Origin of the sequence: Hamadaea sp. NPDC051192 (assembly GCF_040682475.1) — a bacterium.
GTDB lineage: Bacteria > Actinomycetota > Actinomycetes > Mycobacteriales > Micromonosporaceae > Hamadaea > Hamadaea flava.
The window spans coordinates 1-25,491 of the sequence record NZ_JBFBAZ010000068.1 but is presented as its reverse complement, the minus strand read 5'-3'; the positions used below and the strand labels follow the sequence as shown (position 1 = coordinate 25,491).

The 25,491-nt window shown below is 70.1% G+C and carries 17 protein-coding genes; 5 read left to right on the top strand and 12 right to left on the bottom strand.

The genetic code is table 11. The features are described from left to right. Positions 1 to 285: 285 nt before the first annotated feature. On the bottom strand, positions 286 to 1,014 hold the full coding sequence (locus AB0M47_RS25750) for a TIGR03936 family radical SAM-associated protein (RefSeq protein ID WP_363418484.1): 729 nt from the start codon (positions 1,012 to 1,014) through the stop codon (positions 286 to 288). 28 nt (positions 1,015 to 1,042) lie between these two features. Further along, positions 1,043 to 2,074, bottom strand: coding sequence for a glycosyltransferase family 2 protein (locus tag AB0M47_RS25745; protein ID WP_363418482.1), 1,032 nt, complete (start codon positions 2,072 to 2,074; stop codon positions 1,043 to 1,045). A gap of 142 nt (positions 2,075 to 2,216) precedes the next feature. Between AB0M47_RS25745 and AB0M47_RS25740 the strand changes: the two genes are divergently transcribed. Then, positions 2,217 to 4,244, top strand: coding sequence for a hypothetical protein (locus tag AB0M47_RS25740; protein ID WP_363418460.1), 2,028 nt, complete (start codon positions 2,217 to 2,219; stop codon positions 4,242 to 4,244). A gap of 4 nt (positions 4,245 to 4,248) precedes the next feature. Here the strand turns inward: AB0M47_RS25740 and AB0M47_RS25735 are convergent, their stop codons facing one another. The 6 genes from AB0M47_RS25735 to AB0M47_RS25710 form a co-directional block, all read right to left on the bottom strand. Beyond that, positions 4,249 to 6,144, bottom strand: a complete 1,896-nt coding sequence (locus AB0M47_RS25735) for a DUF6541 family protein (protein ID WP_363418458.1) — start codon at positions 6,142 to 6,144, stop codon at positions 4,249 to 4,251. A 127-nt stretch (positions 6,145 to 6,271) separates the two neighbouring features. Beyond that, a complete protein-coding gene (locus AB0M47_RS25730) occupies positions 6,272 to 8,239 on the bottom strand; it encodes a TIGR03960 family B12-binding radical SAM protein (protein ID WP_363418456.1) in 1,968 nt (655 codons plus the stop codon). A gap of 28 nt (positions 8,240 to 8,267) precedes the next feature. Next, the gene (locus AB0M47_RS25725; RefSeq protein WP_363418454.1) at positions 8,268 to 8,951 is read right to left on the bottom strand and encodes a lysophospholipid acyltransferase family protein; all 684 of its coding nucleotides are present in this window, start codon (positions 8,949 to 8,951) and stop codon (positions 8,268 to 8,270) included. 186 nt (positions 8,952 to 9,137) lie between these two features. Further along, positions 9,138 to 12,233 carry an isoleucine--tRNA ligase gene (ileS, locus tag AB0M47_RS25720; protein WP_363418452.1) on the bottom strand — a complete coding sequence of 1,032 codons (3,096 nt, stop codon included), beginning with the start codon at positions 12,231 to 12,233 and terminating at the stop codon, positions 9,138 to 9,140. 276 nt (positions 12,234 to 12,509) lie between these two features. Next, positions 12,510 to 13,418: an ABC transporter ATP-binding protein gene (locus AB0M47_RS25715; RefSeq protein ID WP_363418450.1), complete on the bottom strand. Its 909-nt coding sequence runs from the start codon at positions 13,416 to 13,418 to the stop codon at positions 12,510 to 12,512. After that, positions 13,411 to 14,310, bottom strand: a complete 900-nt coding sequence (locus AB0M47_RS25710; RefSeq protein ID WP_363418448.1) for an ABC transporter permease — start codon at positions 14,308 to 14,310, stop codon at positions 13,411 to 13,413. The genes AB0M47_RS25715 and AB0M47_RS25710 overlap by 8 nt, the downstream gene beginning before the upstream one ends. 105 nt (positions 14,311 to 14,415) lie before the next feature. On the opposite strand from AB0M47_RS25710, the gene AB0M47_RS25705 reads away from it, so the two are divergent. Beyond that, complete coding sequence (locus AB0M47_RS25705) at positions 14,416 to 15,024, top strand: TetR/AcrR family transcriptional regulator (protein ID WP_363418447.1); 609 nt, start codon at positions 14,416 to 14,418, stop codon at positions 15,022 to 15,024. On the opposite strand, the gene galE is transcribed toward AB0M47_RS25705, so the two are convergent. Then, a complete protein-coding gene (galE, locus tag AB0M47_RS25700; protein WP_363418445.1) occupies positions 15,014 to 16,114 on the bottom strand; it encodes a UDP-glucose 4-epimerase GalE in 1,101 nt (366 codons plus the stop codon). The genes AB0M47_RS25705 and galE overlap by 11 nt on opposite strands. A gap of 78 nt (positions 16,115 to 16,192) precedes the next feature. After that, the gene (locus AB0M47_RS25695) at positions 16,193 to 17,341 is read right to left on the bottom strand and encodes a glycosyltransferase family 2 protein (protein ID WP_363418443.1); all 1,149 of its coding nucleotides are present in this window, start codon (positions 17,339 to 17,341) and stop codon (positions 16,193 to 16,195) included. A gap of 260 nt (positions 17,342 to 17,601) precedes the next feature. On the opposite strand from AB0M47_RS25695, the gene wecB reads away from it, so the two are divergent. The 3 genes from wecB (at position 17,602) to AB0M47_RS25680 (ending at position 23,244) form a co-directional block, all read left to right on the top strand. Next, positions 17,602 to 18,687 carry a UDP-N-acetylglucosamine 2-epimerase (non-hydrolyzing) gene (wecB, locus tag AB0M47_RS25690; protein WP_363418441.1) on the top strand — a complete coding sequence of 362 codons (1,086 nt, stop codon included), beginning with the start codon at positions 17,602 to 17,604 and terminating at the stop codon, positions 18,685 to 18,687. Positions 18,688 to 18,738: 51 nt separating this feature from the next. Continuing rightward, complete coding sequence (locus tag AB0M47_RS25685) at positions 18,739 to 20,919, top strand: acyltransferase family protein (RefSeq protein ID WP_363418440.1); 2,181 nt, start codon at positions 18,739 to 18,741, stop codon at positions 20,917 to 20,919. A gap of 171 nt (positions 20,920 to 21,090) precedes the next feature. Continuing rightward, positions 21,091 to 23,244, top strand: coding sequence for a collagen-like protein (locus AB0M47_RS25680; protein ID WP_363418438.1), 2,154 nt, complete (start codon positions 21,091 to 21,093; stop codon positions 23,242 to 23,244). Between the two features lie 76 nt (positions 23,245 to 23,320). Here AB0M47_RS25680 and AB0M47_RS25675 read toward each other — a convergent pair whose 3' ends face one another. Together AB0M47_RS25675 and AB0M47_RS25670 are read right to left on the bottom strand one after the other, a co-directional pair. Next, positions 23,321 to 25,111, bottom strand: a complete 1,791-nt coding sequence (locus AB0M47_RS25675; protein WP_363418436.1) for a hypothetical protein — start codon at positions 25,109 to 25,111, stop codon at positions 23,321 to 23,323. Positions 25,112 to 25,164: 53 nt separating this feature from the next. Next, on the bottom strand, positions 25,165 to 25,491 hold a 327-nt coding region (locus AB0M47_RS25670), incomplete at its 5' end, for a glycosyltransferase (protein ID WP_363418434.1).

The following is a 25,491-nucleotide window of genomic DNA, read 5'->3' as shown; positions in this document are numbered from 1 at the left end:
CGGACGTGCCACGGCGGCGAGTCGTCCGGCGACGCGCCGGCGCTTCCTCGGCCGGGGCGTCCTCGGGACGTGCCAGTGGCGCGGTGTTCTCGGCCTCAGCCGCGGATTCGTTGTCCGCAGCCTCGGCGGGCTCGTTGTCGAGCATCCGGACGTTCTCCAGTTCTAGCAGGCCCCGGGCGCGACGCACGCTGCCACGCAGGACTTGCTCCATAGTCACTCGGACGGCGATCCCCAGGGGAACCGCCCTTCCTAAGTCAGCTGTCGGGTGCCGGACCTTTCCGGGGTCTAGCGCTCGACCGACGAAGCCTCGCGATCCGCGTCCAGCGGATCCACGATCTCTCCGGCCGCGTTCAGGGAACCCTGCGCGAGCCGGGTGGCCCGCGGCGGGACCGGCTGGGCCAGATCCGCCACGACACGCAGCCCGGAGAGGACGTCGTCGGGTCGCACGGTCGGTGTCACCTGCCGCACGACAAGGTCGAGTATCGCATACGGGGCGTCCGGGACCCCGTCAGGTGGCGAGATCACCGTGATGTTCAGCACTGCCGCCCGGCAGTCCAGGCTGCGCCGGCCCTGTTTGGTCAGGCGTTCGACCAGCACCTCCGGCGCGGCGCGGAACGCCTCGACCGCGCGCTCCAGCTCTGCCGACGAGACATCCGGCAACTCGACACGCCAGCGCGACGCCTCGATCCGGTCGGCCAGGCTCCCCGGCGCGGCCGCCTCGACCACGTCGAGCACGTCCAGGCCGGGCGACAGCGCCGAGTCCAGGGCGGTACGCAGCTCGTCCGGGCTCACCCGGGCCTGCAGGCCGAGTTCCAGGTACTCGGCCTCGCTGGCCACGCCGGTCGGCGCGGCGGAGGCGAAGGAGATCTTGGGATGCGGGGTGAACCCCTGCGAGTACGCGATGGGCACGTTCGCCCGGTGGATCGCGCGTTCGATGGCCCGCGCGAAGTCGCGGTGGCTGGTGAACCGCAGCGGGCCGCGTTTGGCGTACCGGACGCGGACTCGCTGGACCACCGGGGCCTGCCCGCCTTCTGGCTGCTTCTTAGGCACGCCCTTCTCCCGCCGTCGCGCGTACGCGGCCGGGGTCGGCCGCGCGAATCGTGTCGATCATGCCATCCGTTTCCTCGTGGCCGTCAGAGTCGTACCCGACGTAGTACGCCGGCCGCCCCTGGCTCGCCGCGTAGATCCGCCCGACGTACTCCCCGAGCAGCCCGAGGCAGAGCAGCTGGCACGCGCCGAAGAAGATGACGACCAGGAACATCGACGTCCAGCCGGGCACGGTGGCCCCGGCGAAGTACGCCCACAGCGTCTTCACCACCAGGGCCAGTCCCAGTAGTACGCCGAAACCGCCGAGCCAGGTGGCGACGCGCAGCGGGGCAGCGGTGAAGCTCACAATGCTGTCGACGGTCAGCTTGATCATCCGAGTCAGGGGATATTTGCTGACCCCGGCGGCCCGCTTCTCCCGTGTGTAGGCGACCTGACCGCTCGGGAAACCGAGCCACGGCACCAGCAGCCGGTAGACTGGCGCCCGTTCGGGCAGCCCGCGCAAGGCCTCCACCATGGCCCGGCTGAGCAGCCGGAAGTCACCCGCGCCGTCCGGCATCTTCTTGCCGACGATGCGCCGCATGAGCTTGTAGTACCAGCCGGCCGTGACCCGCTTGAACGAGGTGTCGGTGCTGCGGTCGGCGCGTACGCCGTAGACGATGTCCAGCTCGCCGTCCTCGGCCGCCTGGAGCATCTCCGCGATCGCCTCCGGCGGATCCTGGAGGTCGGCGTCCAGGCTGACCACGTAGTCGCCCCGCGACCGGAACAGCCCGGCGCTCAACGCCGCCTGGTGCCCGCTGTTGCGGCGCAGTTTGATCAGCCGCAGCTGCGGCCACTTCGCCCGCAGCAGATGCACGATGGCGGCGGTGTCGTCGCGGCTGCCGTCGTCGACGGCGACGACCTCATAGGTGCGGCCCAAGCCGTCCAGGACGGGCCGGAGCCGCTGGACGAGGAGAGGCAGCACCTCTTCCTCGTTGTACATGGGGATCACCACCGAGAGCCTCGGTGGTGACTCCGCGTCCGGCCTCATCACGCTCCGTACTATAGATGTGGGTTCCGCCCGATGTCAGCGCGGCGGAACGCTCCGGCCCGCTTTCGGCCGACCGCAGCCCGACTCGTTCTCACATTCCGTACGATCGGAACAATAAGGGCAGTCAGCGGACGGCGGACGAATGGACGTGCAAACGCAGGGCGCCGTGCTGGAGGGAGCGGTGCCGATCCGGTTCCGCGCGGATGGCAAGAGCCGAACTGTCACGGCGTACGCCGGATATCTTCCGGCGCTGGTGGTGACCGCGCTGGCCGTCGCCCTGCTCTGGTTCTACGGCGTCCCGGTCGGCACGACGGCGCTGTTCGGCGCGTACACGGTGCTCGTGGTCGCCCTGCCCGGCCTGCTCGTCTGGCGGGCCCTCCGCGGCCGGGCCGGGCTGCTCGCCGAGGACGTCGCGGGCGGACTGGCCGTCGGCTATGCCCTCGTCATCGGTACGCAGCTCGTCGCAGTCTCGGTCGGACTCCCCCGGCTCGCCGCCGCGCCGATCGGCGTACCCATGGTCTTCGCGGTGGTCCCACGGTTTCGCCGGTTCTGGCGGGGCTCGAGCCGCGCGGCGCCCTTGGCCTGGAGCTGGTCGGTCGCGGCGGGGCTGGTCTTCCTCCTGGTGTGGACGGCGGCGATCTTCTACCGGACCGTGGGGCTGAGCTTCCCCGGCAACTCCTCCCCCTACCTGGATCTGCCCTACCAGATGGCGCTGACGGGCGAGCTGAAGCACCACGTGCCCCCCGTGACGCCCTACGTCGCCGGGGAGGACCTGCGCTACCACTGGTTCTTCCACACCGCGACGGCGTCCGCGAGCAACCTCACGGGCATCGAGGTCCAGACGCTGATCTACCGGCTCGGCGTGCTGCCGGCGCTCCTGATCTTCGCCGTCGCCGTCGCCGTCCTGGGCTGGAAGCTCGCCGGCCGCTGGTGGGCCGGAGCCGGGGCCCTGGCCATCACACTCTTCGCCGTCCGCCCCGGTCACCTCGACGGTTCCGGGGTCATCCTGACCAACCTCTGGAACAGTCCCACACAGACCTTCGGGGCGATGATCTTCGCCGGCCTGATGCTCGTAATGAGCGATGTGCTGCGCGGGCGGCATCGCCGCGCCGACTGGGCTCTGGTGGTCCTGCTGCTCGCCGCCGTGGCCGGGGCGAAGGCCACCTTCGTACCGCTGCTGGTATGCGGGCTGCTCCTGGTCGCGGGGGTGCAGGCCGTCACGCTGCGCCGGATCACCCGGCCGGTCCTGATCACCGGGCTCCTCGCCGTCGCCACCCTCGTCACCGCGTCGCTCGTGCTGTTCGCGGGCTCCACGACCGGCCTCCGCGTGGTCTCACCGGCCACACTGTCCGGCGCCAAGCTGGGGGCGATCGCCGTCGGCTGGCTCGCCGCGTGGGCCGGGCTCGCCGGGCTCGCGATCGCCCGGGACCGCCGGACCGACCCGCCGGTCGTGCTCTGCGTCGGCCTCGGCCTGGCCGGGATGGCGGCCGCGCTGCTCACCACCCAGCCCGGCGGCAGCCAGGCGTACTTCCTCCAGTCCGCGCGTCCCTACCTCTCGATCGCCGCCGCCTGCGGCGTCGCCGGACTGCTGGCCCTGCGGTCCCGGGTCTGGCGGGTCGCCGGCTTCGTTCTGGCCGCGGTCATGGCGCTCACCTTCGTCACGGTCCCCCACCGCTACCTCGGCCCGGCTCGGGCCACGCTCCACCAGGCCCAGCACTATCCGGTACGCCCAGGGCAGGTGCCGGCGGGCGCACTCGACGCCGGGAAGTGGCTGCGGCAGCACTCCTCGCCGGACGACCTCGTCGCGACCAACGTCCACTGCGTACGGCTGCCCGGCGGGGTCTGCGACTTCCGCAGCTTCTGGGTGTCGGCGTACGCCGAACGCCGGGTGCTCGTCGAAGGCTGGGCGTACACGCCGACGGCGTACCGGATCGCCGAGGAGACGGGGGCGAACTTCACCCGGCTGCCGTACTGGGACCAGCAACGGCTGGCCGACAACGACGCCGTCTTCACCACCGGCACACCGGCCGCCGTGGACCGCCTGGTCTCGGCGTACGGGGTCCGGTGGTTGTTCGCCGACCGGCGGCTGGACCCCCGGCCGCTCGACGGGGTGGCGACCTTGCGGTACAGCCGCGGCGACTGCCTGATCTACGAGGTGCCGCGCGGCTGACGGGTCAGGGCGAGACCGTCTGGCACTGCCCGCTCGTGGTGATCGCGGCGAGGTCGACCAGCTCGACGTTGGCCGCCCGCTCGGGATTCGCCCGCAAGGCGGTGGCCAGGGCAGCACGGGCGCCCTCGTCACCGACGACGATCCGGACGGGCTTGGTGGCCCGGCGGACGATGGCGTCGGCGCGCTTCTCCGCCGAACCCCACGGCAGCGAGTAAGCCTCCCGGTAGCCCCGGCCCGCTTGACGTTGCAGGGCGGCCAGGAAGATCGACTCGCTGTAGCCGTACCGCTGCTCGGGATCGCTGAAGAAGACCACGGTCGGCCGGTCCGGGTCGGCCGGGCAGGCCCGCTGGACCGCCACGATCGTCCGCGCCTGGCTGGGCAGCCCGGTCTTCCCGGCGGCCTGACTGGTCAACCAGGGGAAGTCGGTCAGCGACGGAATGCCGAAGACGACCTGGCCCACCGCGAAGACGGCCAGTACGCCGACCGCCGCCGTCCCGCGTACGCGGGGCCGGCTCGACAGCCGGCGCAGCGCCGGGCCGGCGACCTCGCCGACGGCGGCCGCCCCGAGGATCAGCACGAGCACGACGACGTGCAGCATCTTGCCGAAGTAGTAGCCGGGATCGCTGCCGGACAGCACCTGGAGGAGGAGGATGCCCACCGCCGCGGCCAGCGCCGTCACCAGCGGGACGGCGTACCGGCGCCAGGCGGGCTGCCGGCGCCCGAGCACCACCCCGGCGATGATCAACAGGGCGAACAGGGCGATCTCGATCGGCCGGATGTCGCCCAGCGCGCCCAGGGCGATCTGCTCGTCCCGCTTGCCCAACACGACCGCCGCCGCCGCCTGCGCGGCCGAGAGGCCGGCGACCAGGACGCCCGCGACGACCGAGAACGGCACCCGCCGCATCCGCCGGCGATCCATGATCACTCCGCCGACGGCGATGACGACCGCGATCGGCAGGAAGAGGTAGTAGGTCGACCCGACGCCGATCGTCAGCGCCGCGATCAGCACGATCTGGTCGCGTACCTTGACCGCCGGGCGGACGACCGCGACCACCAGCGCGCCGAGAAAGGCCAGGCAGGCCATCTCCGCGGGATAGGTGTAGACGATCGTGCGGACCAGTTCGGACCAGGCGGCGAGCCAGCCGGCCCCGAGCACGATCAGCAGGTACGCCCCCGGGCTGCGGCGCGGCCCGGCCACCCGGCCGGCGCCCCACGCGACCACCAGCATCAACGCGAAGAAGGTCGCCAGCATCAGGACCACGAGCAGGACGATGCCGTTCTCCCCGGAACCCAGGCGCGTCGTCGAGGTCAGCAGATTCTCGATGATCGCGGCGACCAGGTGCCAGCCCTGCGGATAGTCCGACATGCCGGGGTTGAGGATGTCGCTGGTCGTCCGGGGGTGGATGAAGGTGTACGCCCCGACGTCGCGGATCTGATCGACCAGGCTGGTATGCCGGGACGAGTCCTCGCCGCTCATCGTCGCGCCGAGGACCCCGGCGAAGTCGGTCGCCCGGAGATACGGCAGCGCGACCAGGGTGGTGATCACCAGGGAGGCCCCGACCGGAACGGCATCCCGCCATTGCGGGCGGGGCAGGCGCGGGCGGCGGCCGGAGAGCACGCCCGCGAGGACGACCGCGGTCAGCGTCACCCCCGCGACCGGTGCCGGGTCGAGCCCCCACGGCCAGACCGAGAAGGCGAGACCGGCCGCCATGACGAAACCGGTGATCACCAGCGCACCGGCGATCAGCCGATCCAACAGCGACTCCCCGACGCGCAGCAGCGCGGCGACGCTCAGCCAGACGATCGGGATGAGCAGCCAGCCGACGTGGAGCGCCACCAGCCCGAACCCCAGGGCCCAGGCCAAAAGAAGCAGGCCACAGGCCTTAACCCACCGAGGCATGTCGTCCGTTCCGTCACAAGGTGGCACGCCGTACGGCGGCGAGGGTTTCACCGGATGAGGTATGAGCGGGGGTCAGGCTACCAGCCCCATGACCACTGCGTACGCCCCTCCGGCTACTCCTCTGATGTCACGAGGTGTGGGCGTGCCGGAGCCCTCCGACGGGCGTCAGCGGGAGCAGCTTGCGGCCGGTCGGACCGATCTGGATCTCGGTGTCCATCGCGGGGCAGACACCGCAGTCGAAACAGGGCGTCCACCGGCAGTCGTCCTGCTCGTACTCGCGCAGCGAGTCCTGCCAGTCCTGCCAGAGCCAGTCCTTGTCCAGCCCGGAGTCGAGGTGGTCCCAGGGCAGGACTTCCAGCTCGTCGCGCTCCCGGACGGTGAACCAGTCCAGGTCCACCCCGTACGCCGGGAGGACCTCTGCGGCGGAGTCCACCCAGCGCCGGTAGTCGAAGTGCTCGCTCCAGCCGTCGAAACGGCCGCCGTTCTCCCAGACCCGCCGGATGACCGCGCCGACGCGGCGGTCGCCTCGGGCGAGCAGGCCCTCGATCAGGGACGGCTCACCGTCGTGGTAGCGCAGCCCGATCGCCCGGCCGACCGACTTGTCGGCGTTGATCGCCTGCTTGAGCTGGCGCAGCCGGTCGTCGATGACCTCGGGCCGTTCCATGGACGCCCACTGGAACGGGGTGTGCGGCTTCGGCACGAACCCGCCGATGGACACGGTGCAGCGGATGTCCCGGGTGCCGGTGGCGGCCCGCCCGGCCTTGATCACCTCATGCGCGAGCCGGGCGATCTGGAGCACGTCCTCGTCGGTCTCGGTGGGCAGCCCGCACATGAAGTAGAGCTTCACCTGCCGCCAGCCGTTGGTGTACGCCGTCACGACCGTCCGGATCAGGTCCTCTTCGGTGACCATCTTGTTGATGACCTTGCGCATCCGCTCCGAGCCGCCCTCGGGAGCGAACGTCAGACCGGTACGCCGCCCGTTGCGGGACAGCTCCTTGGCCAGGTCCACGTTGAAGGCGTCCACTCGGGTCGACGGCAGCGACAGGGAGACGTTGGTGCCCTGGTACTGGTCGGCGAGGCCGGAGCAGATGTCGCCGATCTCGCTGTGGTCGGCGCTGGACAGCGACAGCAGACCGACCTCGTGGAAGCCGGAGAACTCCAGCCCCTCCTTCACCATCTGCCCCACAGTGGTGATCGACCGCTCCCGGACCGGCCGGGTGATCATGCCCGCCTGGCAGAACCGGCAGCCACGCGTACAACCGCGGAAGATCTCGACGGCGAACCGCTCGTGCACCGTCTCGGCCAGCGGTACCAGGGGCTTCTTGGGGTACGGCCAGGCGTCCAGATCCATAGTGGTCCGCTTGTGGACCCGGAACGGCACGTCCGCCCGGTTCGGCACGACCCGCTGGATCCGCCCGTCGGGCAGGTAGTCCACGTCGTAGAAACGGGGCACGTACACCGACTCGGTACGAGCGAGGCGCAGCAGCAGCTCGTCGCGGCCGCCCGGGGAGCCCTCGGACTTCCACTGGCGCACGATCTGCGTGATCTCGAGCACCGCCTCCTCACCGTCGCCGAGCACGGCGGCGTCGATGAAGTCGGCGATCGGCTCCGGGTTGAACGCGGCGTGCCCGCCCGCGACCACCACCGGGTGCGACTCGTCCCGGGCGGCCGCGTCCAGCGGAATCCCGGCCAGGTCGAGCATGGTGAGCATGTTCGTGTAGCCCAGCTCGGTCGCGAACGAGATGCCGAACACGTCGAAATCGCGTACCGGCCGGTGGGCGTCGACGGTGAACTGGGGCACGCCCCGCTCCCGCATCAGCTTCTCGAGGTCCGGCCAGACCGCGTAGGTCCGCTCGGCGAGCACGTCGGGCTGCTCGTTCAGCACCTCATAAAGGATCTGCACGCCTTGGTTGGGCAGGCCGACCTCGTACGCGTCCGGGTACGACAGCGCCCAGCGCACCGTGGCGGAGTCCCACTCCTTCACCGTCGCGCCGAGCTCTCCGCCGACGTATTGGATCGGCTTGGAGATCAGCGGAAGCAGCCGCTCCAGCTGCGGCCAGACGGTCGGTGCCGCGGTCAGACTGTTCGAACCCATAAGAAATGAGACTACCCGGCTGCTCCGGTCAGCTCTCCACCCGCTTGGGCGCGTACCGCGGCACGTACTCCTGGCCGGTCAGAGCCTGGATGGCGGACATCACGGTGTCGGTGATCTCCCGGGCGGCCGACGAGGTGTTCTCGGCGTCCTGCCACTTGTCGACGACGATCGGCTTGCCGAACTTGATCGTCACCTCGCCGCGCTTGAGCTTCGGCAGCACCTGGCCGGTCGGCTGGATCTTGTCGGTGCCCTGCGAACCCACCGGGATGATCGGTACCCCGGCCGCGAGCGCCAGCCGCGCCACCCCCGTACGCCCCCGGTAGAGCCGCCCGTCGGGCGACCGGGTGCCCTCGGGGTAGACGCAGACCAGGCCACCCTCCTGCAGGACCGGGATGGCCGAGTCGAAGGCGCTCAGCGCCGCCCGGCCGCCCTCGCGGTTGACCGGGATCGCGCCCAGGCCGTTCATCAAGGTCCGGAAGAAGAGGCCGGACGGGCCCTTGCCGGTGAAGTAGTCGGACTTCGCCCAGAACGAGACCCGCCGCGGGCTGACGACCGCGCCGAGCATGAACTCGTCCGCCACCGAGAGATGGTTGCCGGCGAAGATCGCCCCACCCGTCTCGGGAATGTTCTCCCGGCCCTCGATCTCGGGCGCCCAGCCGAGCTTCAGGAGTGGAGCGACCGTCCACTGACCCACCGTGTAAAGCACGGGCACCGCTTGCCTCCTGCGTCGTCCGCTCGTCCCCACGAGACCGCCGCTGAACATACCGTAGTCAGCTGAAGCCGAAACCGCCGCCGGAACGCGTCCGCGCGTTTCTGGAACGCAGATCACACCACGTCTACCCAAGATCAGCGGCGGATCAGGAATGTGGGTCCCTGATCCGCCGCCGAACGTGGACCGTCAGACGCGGGCGACGGAGACGGTGACGGACTCGCCGTCGCCCGCCTCGCCGGTGAAGCCGCCCTCGATCGGGCCGTACGCCACCGAAGTGGCCAGTACCTCTCCTGCCACGAACGACTCGTGCGCCCGGACCGCCGCCTTCACCGCGGGCGAGCCCGCCAGCCGCAGCGTGATCCGGTCGGAGACGTGCAGGTCGGCGTCCCGCCGGGCCTGCTGCACCGCGCGTACGACGTCCCGGGCCAGGCCCTCGGCGGCCAGTTCCGGCGTGACCTCGGTGTCGAGCAGGACGACCCCGCCCGTCATCGGAGCCGCCGACTCGCCGGCCGCCGCGACCAGCTTCAGCTCGTACTCGCCCTCGGCCAAGGTGACGCCGGCCGCCACCGGAGCACCGTCGACCAGCGACCACTCGCCCGCCTTGACCGCCTTGATCACCGACTGCACCGCCCCGCCGACGCGCGGCCCGAGGACCCGCGGCACGACGTTCAGCACCTGCTCGCAGTGCGCCGAGACGTCCTCGGTCAGCTCGACGGCCTTCACGTTCACCTCGTCGGCGATCAACTCCGTGAACGGCTCCAACCGGTCGGCCCCCTCGGCCGCCACCGTCAGCTTCGCCAGCGGCAGGCGTACCCGCAGGCCTTGCGACTTGCGGAGGGACAACGCGGCGGAACAGACCTCGCGGACCTGGTCCATCGTGGCGACCAGTTCGTCGTCGGTGGGCAGCGCGGAAGCCGCCGGCCAGTCGGCCAGATGGACCGAGCGGCCGCCGGTGAGCCCGCGCCAGACCTCTTCGGCCGTGAGCGGGGCGAGCGGCGCGATCACCCGGGCCACCGTCTCCAGGACGGTGTACAGGGTGTCGAACGCCTCCTGGTCGCCGGCCCAGAAGCGGTCCCGGCTACGCCGGACGTACCAGTTGGTCAGCGCGTCCAGGTAGGACCGGACCGCGGTGCTCGCCCCGGACAGGTCGTACGCGTCCATCGCGCCGGTCACCTCGGCGACCAGCGAGTGCGTCTTGGCCAGCACGTAGCGGTCGAGGACGTGCGTGCTCGCCGTGCTCGGCTTCGCCTGATATCCCGACGCGTTGGCGTAGAGCGTGAAGAAGTAGTACACGTTCCACAGCGGCAGGAGCACCTGGCGAACCGCGTCCCGGATGCCGGTCTCGGTGACCGGCATGTCCCCGCCCCGCAGCACCGGGGAGGAGACGAGCATCCAGCGCATCGCGTCCGCGCCGTACTTGTCGAACATCTCGTAGACGTCCGGGTAGTTGCGCAGGCTCTTCGACATCTTCCGGGTGTCGTCGCCCAGCAGGATGCCGTGCACCACGCAACTGCGGAACGCGGGCCGGTCGAACAACGCCGTCGCCAGCACGTGCAGCGTGTAGAACCAGCCACGGACCTGCCCGATGTACTCCACGATGAAGTCGCCCGGGTAGTGCGACTCGAACCAGTCCCGGTTCTCGAACGGGTAGTGGACCTGGGCGAACGGCATCGAACCGGACTCGAACCAGCAGTCCAGCACCTCCGGCACCCGCCGCATGGTGGACTTCCCGGTCGGGTCGTCCGGGTTGGGCCGGGTCAGCGAGTCGATGTACGGCCGGTGCAGGTCCGTGACCTCGACCCCGAAGTCCTCCTGGAGCTGGGCCAGCGAGCCGTACACGTCCACCCGTGGGTACGCCGGATCGTCCGACTTCCACACCGGGATCGGCGAACCCCAGAAGCGGTTCCGGGAGATCGACCAGTCGCGGGCGTTGGCCAGCCACTTGCCGAACGAGCCGTCCTTGACGTGCCCCGGCGTCCAGTCGATCTGCTGGTTCAGCTCGACCATCCGGTCCTTGAACCGGGTCACCGCCACGAACCAGCTGGACACGGCGAGGTAGACCAGCGGCGTGTCACACCGCCAGCAGTGCGGGTAGGAGTGCGAGTAGGTGTCGTGACGCAGCACGACCCCACGCTCCTTGAGCTCCCGGATCACCGGCTTGTTCGTCTCGAAGACCTGCTGGCCCTCGTACGTCGGCACCAGCGAGGTGAACCGGGTGTGCGCGTCCACCGTCACGATCGTCGGCACCCCGGCGGCGTTGCAGGCGTTCTGGTCGTCCTCGCCGAACGCCGGCGCGAGGTGCACCACGCCGGTGCCGTCGGAGTCGCTGACGAAGTCGGCCCCGAGCACGTGGAACGCGTTCGGGCCGGCCTGCTCGACGAGGTAGTCGAACAGCGGCGTGTACTTCCGGCCGACGAGGTCGGCGCCGGTGAGCGTACCGACGCGCTCGTAGCCCTCCAGCTCCTTCGCGTACGCCTCGACCCGGGTCGCGCCGAGGATCACCTTCTCCCCTTGGGGAGAGGCGAGCACGGCGTACTCCAGGTCCGGGCCGACGGCCAGGGCCAGGTTGGACGGCAGGGTCCACGGCGTCGTGGTCCAGACCGCGATCTTCTCGCCGGTCTCCAGCTGGAACAGCACATGCAGGGCCGGGTCCTGCCGGTCCTTGTAGACGTCGTCCATCCGGGTCTCGGTGTTGGACAGCGGCGTCTCACAACGCCAGCAGTACGCCAGCACGCGGAAGCCCTCGTAGATGAGGCCCTTCTCGTGCAGCGACTTGAACGCCCACATGACCGATTCCATGTAGGGCAGGTCGAGCGTCTTGTAGTCGTCGGCGAAGTCGACCCACCGGGCCTGCCGGGTGACGTACCGCTCCCACTCGCTGGTGTAGCGCAGCACGGACTCACGGCAGTACTCGTTGAACTTGTCGACGCCGAGCGCCACGATCTCGGCCTTGGTCGTGATGCCGAGCTGCTTCTCGGCCTCCACTTCGGCCGGCATGCCGTGGGTGTCCCAGCCGAACCGCCGCTCGACCCGCTTGCCGCGCATCGTCTGATAGCGCGGCACGACGTCCTTGACGAAGCCCGTCAGCAGGTGGCCGTAGTGCGGCAAGCCATTGGCGAATGGCGGGCCGTCGTAGAAGACGTACTCGTCGTCCTGCGGCCTGGCCTCGATGCTGGCCTGGAAGGTCTTGTCGGCCGCCCAGTAGTCGAGCACGTTCCGCTCGACCGCCGGAAGATCCGGGCTGGCGGCCACGCTCTCGTGGTGGTGCAGGGGGTACGCCATGAGTGGTCCTCTCTCGCGTACAGTCCGTCGGTCCTGTCCGCGAGGACGAACCGGGTCGGCGCCCAGCCCGCGGTACCACCTCGCTTGCCCGCTTCACCCTGGTCAGGATGTCGCGGGCCGCTCGTTGTCGGCTGTGACGGGCCGTCCCGTCCGGTTCTACTAGGCCTGACCGGTTCGTCGCGGTCCGGCGGTTCTTCCGGAGGCTCACCGGTGATGGCCGGGTCGAAGCCTGTACGCCAAGAATAGCGGGTAGCGCACCCGGATTTCCCGGCGAGGTTACTTCGCCTTGGTGAACGTTTCGTACTCTTTGACCACTTCGTCGGTCGGCCCGTCCATCCGGAGCACGCCGCCCTCCAGCCACAACGTCCGCTCGCAGGTCGACCGGATGGTGCTCAACTGGTGGCTGACCAGGAAGACCGAGCCGGCCTCCTCGCGCAGTTCTTTGATCCGATCCTCGCTGCGCTTGCGGAAGGTGCCGTCACCCGTGGCCAGCGCCTCGTCGATGAGCAGGACGTCATGCTTTCGGGCGGCCGCGATGGCGAACCGCAGCCGGGCGGCCATCCCGGAGGAGTAGGTCCGCATCGGCAACGAGGCGAAGTCGCCACGCTCGTTGATCCCCGAGAAGTCGATGATCTCCTCGACCTTCGATTTCGCGTCCGCCAACGACATGCCCATCGCCAGACAGCCCAGGATGACGTTCCGCTCGCCGGAGAGGTCGTTGAGCAGCGCCGCGTTGACGCCGAGCAACGACGGCTGGCCTTGGGTGTAGACCTTCCCCCGAGCCGTCGGCAGGAGTCCGGCGATCGCCCGGAGCAGCGTGGACTTGCCGGAGCCGTTGCTGCCGATGAGCCCGATCGCCTCGCCCTGGTACGCCGCGAAGCTCACTCCCTTGACCGCGTGCACCTCCCGCATGGCGGCGGATTTCGTCCGGGTGACGAGCCGCTTGAGACCCGCGACCGGGCTGGCGTCCCAGCTGGCCCCGCTGCTCACGCGGTAGACGACGTGGACGCCGTCGACCACGACCGTCGGCACCCGGTCGTCGGCCTCCGCCGGCGGCGCGCCCAGGATCGGCAGCCGGATGGTGGGCGAGTTCCAGCCCTCGGAGTAGCCCTCCGGCAGTTCCTTGATGGCCGGAAGGGTGACGGTGTCGTCGACGAACATGCTGTCGTACAGGAAATCAACCACGGCCGTACCCCTGCTCTCCTTGCCAGAAGAAGACGAATCCGACGACCGCCGAGACCACGGCCCACGCGGTCGCGTACAGCATCAGCAGCGGAAGGGACATCATGCGGTCCGTCGACCCGAGCAGCGCCGCCCGGGCGATCTCGATGAAGATCACGAGAGGATTCGCTTGGACCACCGCCGCGACCGGGCCGGGCAGGTGCTCCGAGAAGGTGTCCACACTGTAGAAGACGCCCGAGCCGTACATCCAGGTCCGCAGAATGAACGGCAGAACCTGCCGGATGTCGGCCGCCTTCGAGCCGACCCGCGCGAGCACCAGCGCCAGCCCGGTGTTGAACAGCGTCGTCAGCAGGACCATCGGAATGAGCAGGACCCATTCCCAGCGGACGGGCTCCCGCGTGATCAGGACGATGGCCAGCAGCACGACCATCGAGGACAGCATGTGCTGCAACTGCGTCACCGTGTTGGCCAGCGGCAGGCAGGCGCGCGGGAACTTGAGCGCGCGGATGAGGCCCAGGTTGCCCGAGATCGCCTGGACGCCCTGCTGCGCCACCGCCTGTGTGTAGTTGAAGACGAACAACCCGATGCACAGGTACGCCGCGAAGTTGTCCACGCCGTTCCGGGTGCCGAGGATGACGCCGAAGATGAGGAAGTAGACGGCGGCGTTGGTGAGCGGCGTCAGCAACTGCCAGAGCCGGCCGAGCCGTGATTCGCCATAGGACGCCGCGAGTTTGGCGTTGGCGTAGGTCCGGATGAAGTTCCGGTAGCGCCAGATCTGACCGAGGTAGGCCCCGAAGCTCGGGCGGTCGGCCGCGATGGACAAGCCGTGCCGTTCCGCCAGCTCACGCAGCCGAGGGCTGGGGGCGTGCAGGTGTTCGACCGCCATGTCGGACATGTTGGTGCTCCGTGTCCAGGTGAGGGATGAGCCGGGGGCTGAGGGAACGCTATCCGCTGCGAAGGTCGCGACGCAACCGTAGCGTCGCTACGCTAATCTCCTCGCATGACTTCTTCGGGTGGGCGACCGGCCGCCGGAGCCGCGGTACTCCGTACCGACATCACCGAGGCGCTGCAGGACGCCCTGCTCGAAGAACTCGCCACCGTCGGCTACGGCCGGCTGTCCATCGAGGGAGTGGCCCGGCGGGCCGGTGTGGCCAAGACCGCCGTCTACCGCCGCTGGCGGTCGAAACTCGAGATGGTGCTGGAGATGGTCTCGGCGGTCGTGAGCCGCCGCCTGACGCCGGTCGACACCGGGAGCCTCGCCGGCGACCTTCAGTCGACGTTCGACCTCGTCACGCTGGCCCTGCGGCATCCCCTCGCCCAGCAGATCCTGCCCGACCTGCTCGCCGAGACGTCGCGTAACGCCGAACTCGGTGCAGTGCTGCGCGGGGCCATCCGGCAGACGCAGAGCGACCTGGTGCGGCCGATCCTGAACCGGGCGGTCGCCCGGGGCGAGCTGCCCGAGCCGGTCGATCCGGAGACGGCCGCGGCGGTCATCGCCGGCCCGGTCTACTGGCATCTGGCGGTCGCCGGGACGCCGCTGCCGCCGGACGCGCCGCGCCGGCTGGCCGCGATGGCCATGTCCGCCCTGACCACGGTGGCTATCCACTGAGCCGGGACGAACCGGGAAGGGACACCGGCGCCGCGACGTCCTTGGGCGCCACCGGGAGCTGGTGAGCCGCCACCGATCCGGGGTGGACGATCCGGCCGGGGCTGTCGGCGGCCGCCCGGCGACGCCACTCCAGCGCGTGCCGGATGCCGTCCTCGATCGTCAGCCGGGGCACCCAGCCGAGCAGCTGGGCGGACCGTTCCGTCCGGGTGTACGCCCCGAGCACGTCGCCCGGCCGCCGGGGAGCCGCGACGTAGGGCATGCGCTCGCCGGTCACCGCCGAGAAATCGGCCAGCAGCTCGAAGACGGTCGTGCCGGTCCCGCCGCCCAGGTTGATCACCACGTATCCGCTGGGGCTCGTCGCGACCACCTCCTCGAAGCACAGCAGAGCGGCGACGTGCGCCTGCGCCAGGTCCCAGATGTGCAGGTAGTCCCGGATCGCGCTGCCGTCCCGGGTGGGCCAGTCGACCCCGGTGACCGGGAACGGCTCCCCCGCCTCATATGCCTTGATCATCCGGCCGAGGGCATGACTGGGGTTCTTGGCCTGCAGGCCGCTGCGCATCAGGGGATCGGCGCCGATCGGGTTGAAGTACCGCAACGAGATCGCCCGCAGATGACCGGCCGCGGCGCTGTCGGCCAGGATGTCCTCGATGAACGCCTTGGTCCGGGCGTACGGGCTCAATGGCTGGGTCGGCGACTGTTCGTCCACGGTGAGATCGGCGCTCGCCCGGTACAGCGCCGCCGTCGAGCTGAACAGGATGCGGCGGCAGTCGTTGCGCAGCAGGTGGCCGATCATGTCGATGGATTTGGCGACATTCTCGCGGTAGTAGCGCAGCGGCTCGCGTACCGACTCGGGGACGACGATCAACCCAGCACAGTGGACGACCGCCTCGATGTCCCGGTGCTCGGCGAAGATCCGGTCCAGCAGTGCGCCGTCGCTTATGTCACCCTGGTAGAAGATCCGGCCGACAGTGAATTCCTTGCGCCCGGCGGTGAGATTGTCCAAAATGACAGGAGTGATACCTTCGTCCAGTAATGCGGACGCGATGGTGCTTCCGATGAACCCCGCACCACCGGTGATCAAGACCTTCACCGACGTCTCCCCGTAATCGCCATACCTCGGCATTCCGATGCCCGACAACGTCGTCCAGGCCGAGGGTGCTGCGACATACTACTGGGCATTCCGGCTGGCTGCGTGTCCGACCATGGGGTCACTGACGGCCGCCGGGAGGTCTGGCGGCATCAGTTGGCGCGGAACGCGCCGGGCCGTGGGCGGCTCGAGCATCCCGGCCGCCGGCCGCCGGCTCAGTCGCGCCTTCAGACCACGGACCATCAGGTACGCCAATCGCAGCAACACGTACAGCGCGTATCGGTCGCCGCCCACGAGCGAGTGCTTGAGCCCCGGTACGCCGCCCGGCCGGGGGTAGCCGTCCGCGGGCAGCCACCGGGCGTAGTCGGCGGACATCCGCCGGAAGAACGCCTTGCGCGACCGGCTGGGCAGCCGGGCCTTGTTGCCCACGATGACGAGGTAGTGATCGATCATCAGCCGGAACAGCTGCGGCCGGAACTCCTCGTACACGCCCCCGTCGCGGGCGATCCCCTGGAACAGCCGCTCGTACTGCGCGAAGACCTCGAAGTGCCGATCGCTGCGGGTCGTGGTGATCCCGCCGGACTCACGCAGGCGGTAGCAGTAGCAGACCTCGTCGACGCCGCTGATGGCGTCGGCCGCCATGAGCAGCCGGTGGCTGTAGAGCGTGTCCTCGTACCACCCCGGCGAGAAGCTCAACTCGATCCGGGCCAGATAGGCGCGCCTGGTGATCTTGGTGCAGGCCGACTGCGCGATCCGCAACAGGTCCGGGCACTCGTGGAGCCGGACGGGATCGGTCAGACCGGCGAGCACGTGGCTGCTCGCCGGATGAGCGTCGGCCTCCGGGCCGGTGACCTCGGCATGGTCCACGACCAGCACATCCGGCCGGGTACGCAGAAGCGCCTGCAACACCACCGCCACGCTGCCGTCGGGCAGCCAGTCGTCGGAGTCGACGAACCACACGTACTCACCGGTCGCGGCGGCCAGGCCGGCGTTGCGCGCTCCACTGAGACCCCGGTTCTCCGGCAGGTGGATGACGGTCAGTCTCGAATCGCGCACGGCGTACGCGTCGAGCATCGCGGGGCAGCCGTCGGGTGACGCGTCGTCGACCGCGACGACTTGCAGGTCGTGGCCCGTGTAGGAAAGCACAGAGTCCAGACATTCCTCAAGAAACGCCTCAACTCCATATACCGGTACGACGATCGTCAACGTCGCACCCCGTTCGCTTTCCATGCCGCAGAGGCTGCCAGACCGAGCACTCGTCGCGCCACCCTCGGGAGTGGCCGCCCGATCGTCCGGACGACGGGAGCCCCGTGACGTCCACCACATCGGAGCGACGGCGGTACTGGCCGCCACTCGGCCTGGTCCCGGTAAACCCGGCAAACACCGACGAATGTCGACATCAGGCGGGAGCCGGTCTGACAAACGCCGCCGGGTTCTGGCACTGTGTTGAGCCGCACCCCTGAGAGCAGCGAGCGAAAGGCACTCGGCTCATGCCTGGTCTGGTCCTCCACGTCACCGGAGCCCGCCCCAACTTCCCCAAGGCGGCGCCGGTTCTGCGCGCCCTCACCGCGCGGGGCGTGGAGCAGCGTCTCGTCCATACGGGTCAGCACTACGACCAGAAGATGTCGGACGTGTTCTTCGACCAGCTCAACCTGCCGCGGCCGGACGTCGACCTCGGCGTGGGCTCGGGTACGCACGCGCGCCAGACCGCCGCCATCATGACCGGGCTCGAAGACCTCATGCTGGCCGAACGGCCCGCCCTGGTCGTCGTCTACGGAGACGTCAACTCCACGGTGGCCGCCGCGCTCGTCGCCGCGAAGCTCGGCATCCCGACCGCCCATGTCGAGGCCGGGCTGCGCAGCTTCGACCTGACCATGCCCGAGGAGATCAACCGGCTCGTCACCGACCGGCTGGCCGACCTCCTGCTGTGCACGAGCGCGGACGCGGTCGCTCATCTGGGCAACGAAGGGGTCGACCCGGCGCGCATCCACCTCGTGGGCAACCCGATGATCGACACGCTGCTGGCCAACCTCCACCGCTTCGACGCGGAGGCGGCCCGCGCCGCACACGACCTGCCCGCCCGATACATCGTCGCGACCCTGCACCGACCGGGCAATGTGGACGATCCGGCCGACGCCGCCGCGCTGGTCAAGAGCGTGCACGCGGTCGCCGACCAGGCGCACATCGTGCTGCCGCTGCATCCCCGGGGCCGGGCCCGGCTGCAGGAGGCCGGGCTGTTCGACCACCCGGCGCTGCAGATCGTCGACCCGCTCGGATACCTCGAATTCATGGGCCTGGTACGCGGCGCGGCCGCGGTCGTCACCGACTCCGGCGGCGTCCAGGAGGAGACGACGATCCTCGGCGTACCCTGCCTGACCCTGCGCCCGAACACCGAGCGTCCGGTCACCATCACTCACGGGACCAACCAGCTGGTGACGCGGGAGAACCTGCCTGACGCGGCCGCGGCCGTGCTCGCGGCGGGCCGCGCCGAGACCTGGAACGTTCCGCCCCTGTGGGACGGCAAGGCGGGCGAGCGGATCGCGGAGATCATCTCCCGGGTACTGCCGCGTAGCTGAGGTTGGGTCCATCCCGCACACTTAGGGAACCCGACGGCAGATCGAGGAACAGTGAGCGAAGCCCCTTCCGCCTCCCCGCAGCCCGCGCCGGTGAACCCTTGGCCGGTCACGCACGTGTTCGACGTGCGCGTCGAACCCGGCCTCGTCGCCGAGCCCCAGTCGCCCACCAAGCACCGTGAGCGCTTCCGGGCCGACGTCGAGGGCATGCGCGCCATCGCCGTGCTGCTGGTCATGCTCTTCCACAGTGGACTTGTGGTGTTCCGCGGCGGGTTCGTGGGCGTCGACGTCTTCTTCGTGATCTCCGGCTTCCTCATCACCACGCAGCTCGGCACCGAGCTGTTCGAGACGAAGACCATCTCCCTCGCCCGTTTCTACGCACGTCGGGCGAAACGCCTGCTCCCGGCGGCGTTCGTGGTGCTCGCGACGACGCTCCTCGGCGTCTGGTGGGCCTTCCCCCGGACCAGGTGGGCCGAAGTCGGCGGCGACATCGTCGGCTCCGCGCTCTACGTGGTGAACTGGCGGCTGGCCGACCGCTCGGTGGACTACCTCGCGCAGGACATCGCTCCGTCGCCCGTCCAGCATTACTGGTCCCTGGCGGTCGAAGAGCAGTTCTACCTGCTGTGGCCGCTGCTGCTGCTCATCGCGACCCTGATCGCCCGGCTCCTGAGCCGCCCGCGCGCGATGATGCTCCGCGTCGGCGTCGCGGTCATCGCGATCCCCTCGTTCCTCTGGTCGGTCGTCGAGAGCTTCGTCGACCCCGCGCGCGGCTTCTTCATCACCACGACCCGGATGTGGGAACTCGGGCTAGGCGCCTTCGTCGCGTTGATCGGCGTCTCGTGGCGAAAGCTGCCCCGGGTCACGGCCGCGGCGATGGGCTGGGGCGGCCTGGCCGCCATCCTGGTCTCGGGCATCGCCTTCACCCAGGGCGTCGCCTGGCCCGGATTCCTGGCCCTGCTGCCGACCGCCGGCGCCGGCGCCGTCATCGCCGCCGGCTTCGCCTTGCGGGACAAGGGTCCGGCCGCGTTGCTGTCCATGGCGCCCCTGCGCTGGATCGGCAAGCTCTCCTACTCGCTCTACCTCTGGCACTGGCCGCTGTTGATCATCGCCGAGCAGCTCGAGGGCGACCTCTCGGTCGCCGCGCGGCTCGGCATCGTCGCGTTCTCCTTCATCCCGGCCTGGCTCACCTACCGGCTCGTCGAGAATCCGCTGCGGTACGCCTCCGCGCTCACCGGCTCCAGCCGCTTCGCGCTGAGCGTCGGCGCGAACTTCACCCTGGCGGCGGTGGCCGGCGGCCTGGCCCTGTCCCTGACCGCGGGCAGCAGCTCCGTCCCGATCATCCCCACGCCGCAGGCCAGCCAGGCGCTCAAACTCGGCGCGGCGGTCCTCCGCGACGATCCGCGCAACGATCCCGCCGGCGCCCCGGTCGACACCGTCGCCTGGATGACGCCGGCCCCGGTGCAGGCCAACGACGACATCCCCCAGGAGTACGCCGACAAGTGCCAGCAGGGCAACGCGTCGGCCAAGGTCCTGACGTGCGAGGCCGGCGATCCCAAGGGAACCGTCTCCGTCGCCGTCGTGGGCGACTCCAAGATGACCCAGTGGATGCCGGCGTTACGACGCCTGGCGTTGCAGAACCACTGGCGGCTCACGACGTACCTCAAGAACTCGTGCAGCTTCGCGCTCGCCGTGCCCGACTATGACGGCAAGGCGTACCAGTCCTGCCGGACCTGGACCGGTTCGGTGGTGGACCGGCTGACCGAGCAGCCGCCGGACTACCTCATCACCTCGCAGGGGCAGAGCCGCGCGTACGACGACTCGGACGAGCTGACCTCGGCGGCGATGGTCGACGGCCTCCGGCAGGTCTGGAGCACGCTCACCGGGCACGACGTGAAGGTCATCGTGATCGCCGACAACCCGGGCCCGACCGAGGAGGCGCCCGACTGCGCCGACCGCAACGCCCGCCACCTCACGGCCTGCGCCTTCGATCGAGGCCGCTACGAAACGGCCAGCGCTGCGCCGGTGTTGCGGCAGGCGGTCGAGGGCCAGAAGCAGGTCACCATGGTGGACCTCTTCGACGCGATCTGCCCGACCGATCGTTGCTCGATCGTGATCGGCTCGGTTCTCGTCTATCGCCAGGGGTCTCATCTCACGAAGACCTACGTGGAGACGCTGCTGCCAAGGCTGGCCAAGGCCCTGACCAAGGCCAATCTGAAGACCGTGTACCTCGGCTGACGGCCGGAATCGGCTGTTGGGGGCGCCCGTCTCGCCGAGCGGCGACGAATGGTGACCGTATGTGTTTGCGGAGTAGCGTTACTACGGCATCGACTGATCGCCGCGGGCGTGGCGAGGACGTCTAGACTACCGGGCGGCGCACTGACCCGACCGACCCCTGCGGAGTTTCTCATGTACCCACGCACACCGATGGCTCGCCTCGGTGCCGCGGCTCTTGTGACAGTCGCGCTGCTCGGCAGTCTCCCGCTTGCCGCCACCGCCGCCACCGCCGCCGTTCCCGCGTTCACGCTCGAGGAACGGGCCACGGCGATCGCTCAGCCCGCAGTGATCTTCACCGAGTTCACCGCGAAGGGCGTCGTGCGCAGGAAGAGCGATCGGAAGCCGGTCTCCGCCGAGTCCATCACGGTCGCGATCCGCTGTAGCGCCGTGGTCATCGACGGTTCGGGTATCGCCATGAGCACGCGGTACTGCGTAGCCCCGACCCACGACCACGTCAACGACTGGGCGTTCAACCGGCTCGCCGACCGTGAGATCAACAGCAAGCGGCTCACCACGGCCAAGAAGCAGCAGTACATCGACGGGCTCAAGGCGACGGCGGACTTCACCGCGGTCGAGGGGCAGGGTGAGCCGCCGCAGGCGCTGTACGCCCAGATCGGCGACGTCGTGGCCGGTCGGCTCGACGCCCCGGCGTTCACCGCCGAGGTCATGACGCCCACCGACGGCGACGACGCCGGCTTCGCCACGGTCAAGCTCGGCAAGAGCGGCCTGCCGGCGGTCGAGCTGAACACCGGCGCGGCCCTCGCGTCCGGTACGCCGTTGATGGCCTTCGGCTACAGCTCCAGCGGGGGCAAGGACTTCGAGACCCTCCCGTACGCCTCGGGCGCGAACTCCATCAAGATCACCACGGTGGGGACGAACACTCCCAAGTCGTACAAGTTCTCCGGCGACCTGCCCATCGAATGGCGTGGCGGTCCCGCGGTCGACCTCGACGGCAAGCTCGCGGGCGGTCTGCTGTGGAGCGACACCATCAACGACGCCTCGGCGTTGAGCACCGCGCTTCAGCAGGGCGGGGCGACGAACCAGCTCAGCGAGGCGGACAAGGAATACCGGAAGGCGCTCGACGACTACTACGCCGGTCAGTACACCTCGGCCATCAAGCGGTTCGCCTCGGTGATCGCCGCGCAGCCCACCAACACGATGGCGACGAAGTACCGGGCCCAGGCCGAAAGCCACAAGGCGATCGAGAACGGCGACACCCCGATCTCGATCTCGCCGCCGCTGTGGCTCGTCGTCTCGATCTCGCTCCTCATCGGCGCGATCATCACCTTCGTCGTCGTGTTCCTGCTCGTCCGGCGGCGGGCGCGCCGTCAGCCGGCGCTCGGCCCCGACAGCCTGCTGCCCGTCTCGGTGAACCCGTTCGAGCCGCCGATCTCCGGGCCGGGAGCGTATCCGACGTCGGGCGGCGGATTCGCCACCTATCCGACCGGGGGCTACAACACGCTCCAACGCGGCGAGGTGCCGATGCCGCTGCCGACCGTGCTGGAGATTCCGCAGGCCGCGCCGCCGGGCGTACCGGTGCCGCACCCGCCGATCCAGCGCCCGCCGGTCGCGCCGACCTCGGTGCCGCCCACCGCACCCGCCGCGCCCACCTCAGCTCCGCCGATGGCCCCCACGTCGGTGCCGCCGGCCGGCCAGCACCAGCCCGGCCCGCAGGGTCATCCGGGCCAGCCGGGACACCCCGGCCAGCCGGGATATCCGGGCCAGCCGGGATACCCGGGCCAGCCGGGATACCCGGGTCAATCCGGCCCGCAGGGACACCCCGGTCAGCCCGGTCAGCCCGGTCCGCAAGGCCCGCAGGGACACCCCGGCCAGCCGGGATATCCGGGTCAGCCCGGTCCGCAGGGACACCCGGGACACCCTGGTCAGCCGGGACACCCCGGTCAGCCGGGATACCCGGGTCAGGCGGGATACCCCGGGCAGCCCGGTCCGGGCCAGCCGCCCATCCACCCCGGTGCGCAGCAGCCGCCCGTACATCCCGGTGCGCCGCAGCCAGGTCCGGTTCAGCCGCCTGTGCACCCCGGTGCGCAGCCGGGTCCGGGCCAGCCGCCCGCCGGCCCGCCGACCGGTTCGCCGGCCGCGGCTCCGGAGGGTCCGCCCGGGCTGCCGGTGCCGCCGATGGCGAACGCCCCGGTCAGCCCGCCGCCGGGACCGACGCAGCAGCCCGCGAACTTCCAGTTCGTCTGGCCTGAGGATTCGCAGGCACCGGCTGGGGACGGCGCGGACAACGGGGAGTCGAATCCTTGGGGGCCGCCGCCCGCTCGGTGACGCCCAGGCGAAGCACGATAAACGGCCCGGTACGCAGGTACCGGGCCGTTGTGCGTTCTGGATCAGGCAGTCAGGATCAGAACGCGGTTGCCTTGTGCGCCAGGTAGATCCGCGACACCGCTCCGGTCGCCGGGTCGAGGGCCGGGACGGCGGCGACCGTCAACTGCTTGGCCAGCAGTTCGCCCAGCTCCTCCGGGGCCGCCGTCGGGGACGCCGTCAGGACCAGCAGCCCAGCGGGACGGAGAACCCGGACGGCTTCGGCGATCGAGTCCGCCACGTCGGCGTCGCCCGCCGTCAGATCGAGACCGAGGACGCAGTCCGTGGACGCGTCCGGCTGACCCGCGACCGGCCAGTCCACGACGATGTCCGTACGCGAGGCACGGCCCAGGAGCTCGCGCTGTTCGGCCGGGCCGAGCCGGACGGCGAGCACCTCGCGTTCGGCGAAGAGGTCGCCGTACTCGTCCACGACCGACCAGAGCTGTCGAGCCGCCGGAGTGGATCGGCAGCTCGGGCAGGCTCCGTCCACCATCATCCGGCGGCTGAAGACCGCCCGGCAGATGCCGCAGCCGACCATGGCGGCGCCTTCGGTCGCCACGACGACCTGCCGGGCGGGTTGCGCCACCCAGACGTCGCCGACGCGCACCTCCGGCCGCGTACGCGGATTCTGGTCCAGGTACGCCGAGTAGCCGTGGGCCTGGCCGTTGGCGCGGACGTGGTCGCAGATGCGGTGGAAGCGCTCCTCGTACTCGGGCGAGTGGGTGTCCTGGAATCCGGTGGGGCTCCGCTTGGTCAGCGACCACGAGTGCATGACCATGTTGAAGGTCCGCTCGACGGTCTTGCGCAGGGCGACCGCCTCGTACTTGCCGAGGAAGTTCTCGAATGTGCTGGCCTCCGGCGAGGACGCGTCGACCGGGATCTCGAGGACGCCGTTCTCCCAGACGAACGGCTCGCCGCCGACCGCGCCTTCGCCTTGGTCGCCGGTCAGCCCGTCCCGGAAGTTGCTCAGCGCCTCGATGCCGAGCGCGCCCGCCGCCAGGACGAGGTCGGAGTTCGTCTTGTAGCCGCCGGCCCGGAACAGGCGTGCGGGCTTGCCGACGGCGCGTTCGTAGCGGGTGATCGTGAATTCGAGCATCCGGCGCGCCAGGTCGTAGGTGGTCGTGTCCAGGAAGATGGACTTGCCGTCCACCGCCTTCAGCCCCCAGAGCTGAGCGAGCCGCTCCGAGTGCAGGTGCAGGTGGACCTCATGCCCCCGCTCGGCGAGGAAGTCCACGATCCGGCGTTCGGCCGCGTCCCCTTCGGCTCCGCACGAGGCGAAGTCGACGAGGAAGTTGCCGACCAGGCCGTGCTGTTCGAGGATCGAACAGATGCGGCCGATCCCGTACTCGCCGCCGCCGACCCGGCCCCAGACCAGGCTCTCGATCAGATCGCCGGGCGCGCGTAGCGGCAGGGCCTCCACGTCGAACGACAGGAAGAACGAGGTCGGCAGGTTCTCCTCGACCCGTTCGACGGTCAGCGAGCGAAGTTCCGCCGGGCCCCGCGAACTCCACGCCATGACCCCGATCCGGTGCACCGGCGCCGAGACCGTGAAGAACCGGTCGGTACGCGACGTGTTCGGGCCGGTCCGCAGGTAGAGGTACGGCCCGACGTTGTCGGAGTGCGACACGCCCCGTCCCGGCGGCAGCTCGGTGAACCCGGGCATCTCCAGCCGGACGAGTGCGGCGTTCTCCTGCGTACGCTCGACGCCCTCGACGAGGGCTCGCAGCCGGTACATCTCGCCCGGGACGAGCGAGCAGGGCACCCAGACCGTCGTCGTCGACAGCGCCATGTTGTCGGCGCTGGCGAGCACGACCGGCAGTCGAGCCTTCATGGTGATCCCGTCCTCTCCGGCACCTGGCCGTGCCGTGGCTTCCCGAAAAGGCGTCAGCGTGCGTCTTGCGTGACCAGCGTGGCCGTCTCGGCACCCGATCGGGGGGCGGGGATGGTGGGGGCCACAGTCGCGGTCGCCGCCTGACGATAGACCTGCTCATATGTCCGTGCGTTGGCCGCCCAGGTCCGCTCGGCCCGCACCCAGGTGGCACCGGCCTCGGCCAGGTCGCGGCACCGCTCGGGGTCTGCGAGCAGTTCGGTGAGGACGGTGACGAGCGAGCCGGGCTCGCCGGCCTCGAAGAGCGCGGCGGCGCCGCTCTGCTCCGCGATACGAGCCAGCGCCCGGACGTTGGACAGCACCACGGTCCGGCCCGTCGAGAA

What these genes read in the sequence shown, in the direction of transcription:
- AB0M47_RS25745 (WP_363418482.1), bottom strand. Translation starts at nt 2,074, where the DNA reads ATGAGGCCGGACGCGGAGTCACCACCGAGGCTCTCGGTGGTGATCCCC.
- AB0M47_RS25740 (WP_363418460.1), top strand. Translation starts at nt 2,217, where the DNA reads ATGGACGTGCAAACGCAGGGCGCCGTGCTGGAGGGAGCGGTGCCGATC.
- AB0M47_RS25735 (WP_363418458.1), bottom strand. Translation starts at nt 6,144, where the DNA reads ATGCCTCGGTGGGTTAAGGCCTGTGGCCTGCTTCTTTTGGCCTGGGCC.
- AB0M47_RS25730 (WP_363418456.1), bottom strand. Translation starts at nt 8,239, where the DNA reads ATGGGTTCGAACAGTCTGACCGCGGCACCGACCGTCTGGCCGCAGCTG.
- ileS (WP_363418452.1), bottom strand. Translation starts at nt 12,233, where the DNA reads ATGGCGTACCCCCTGCACCACCACGAGAGCGTGGCCGCCAGCCCGGAT.
- AB0M47_RS25710 (WP_363418448.1), bottom strand. Translation starts at nt 14,310, where the DNA reads ATGTCCGACATGGCGGTCGAACACCTGCACGCCCCCAGCCCTCGGCTG.
- AB0M47_RS25705 (WP_363418447.1), top strand. Translation starts at nt 14,416, where the DNA reads ATGACTTCTTCGGGTGGGCGACCGGCCGCCGGAGCCGCGGTACTCCGT.
- AB0M47_RS25695 (WP_363418443.1), bottom strand. Translation starts at nt 17,341, where the DNA reads ATGGAAAGCGAACGGGGTGCGACGTTGACGATCGTCGTACCGGTATAT.
- wecB (WP_363418441.1), top strand. Translation starts at nt 17,602, where the DNA reads ATGCCTGGTCTGGTCCTCCACGTCACCGGAGCCCGCCCCAACTTCCCC.
- AB0M47_RS25680 (WP_363418438.1), top strand. Translation starts at nt 21,091, where the DNA reads ATGTACCCACGCACACCGATGGCTCGCCTCGGTGCCGCGGCTCTTGTG.
- AB0M47_RS25675 (WP_363418436.1), bottom strand. Translation starts at nt 25,111, where the DNA reads ATGAAGGCTCGACTGCCGGTCGTGCTCGCCAGCGCCGACAACATGGCG.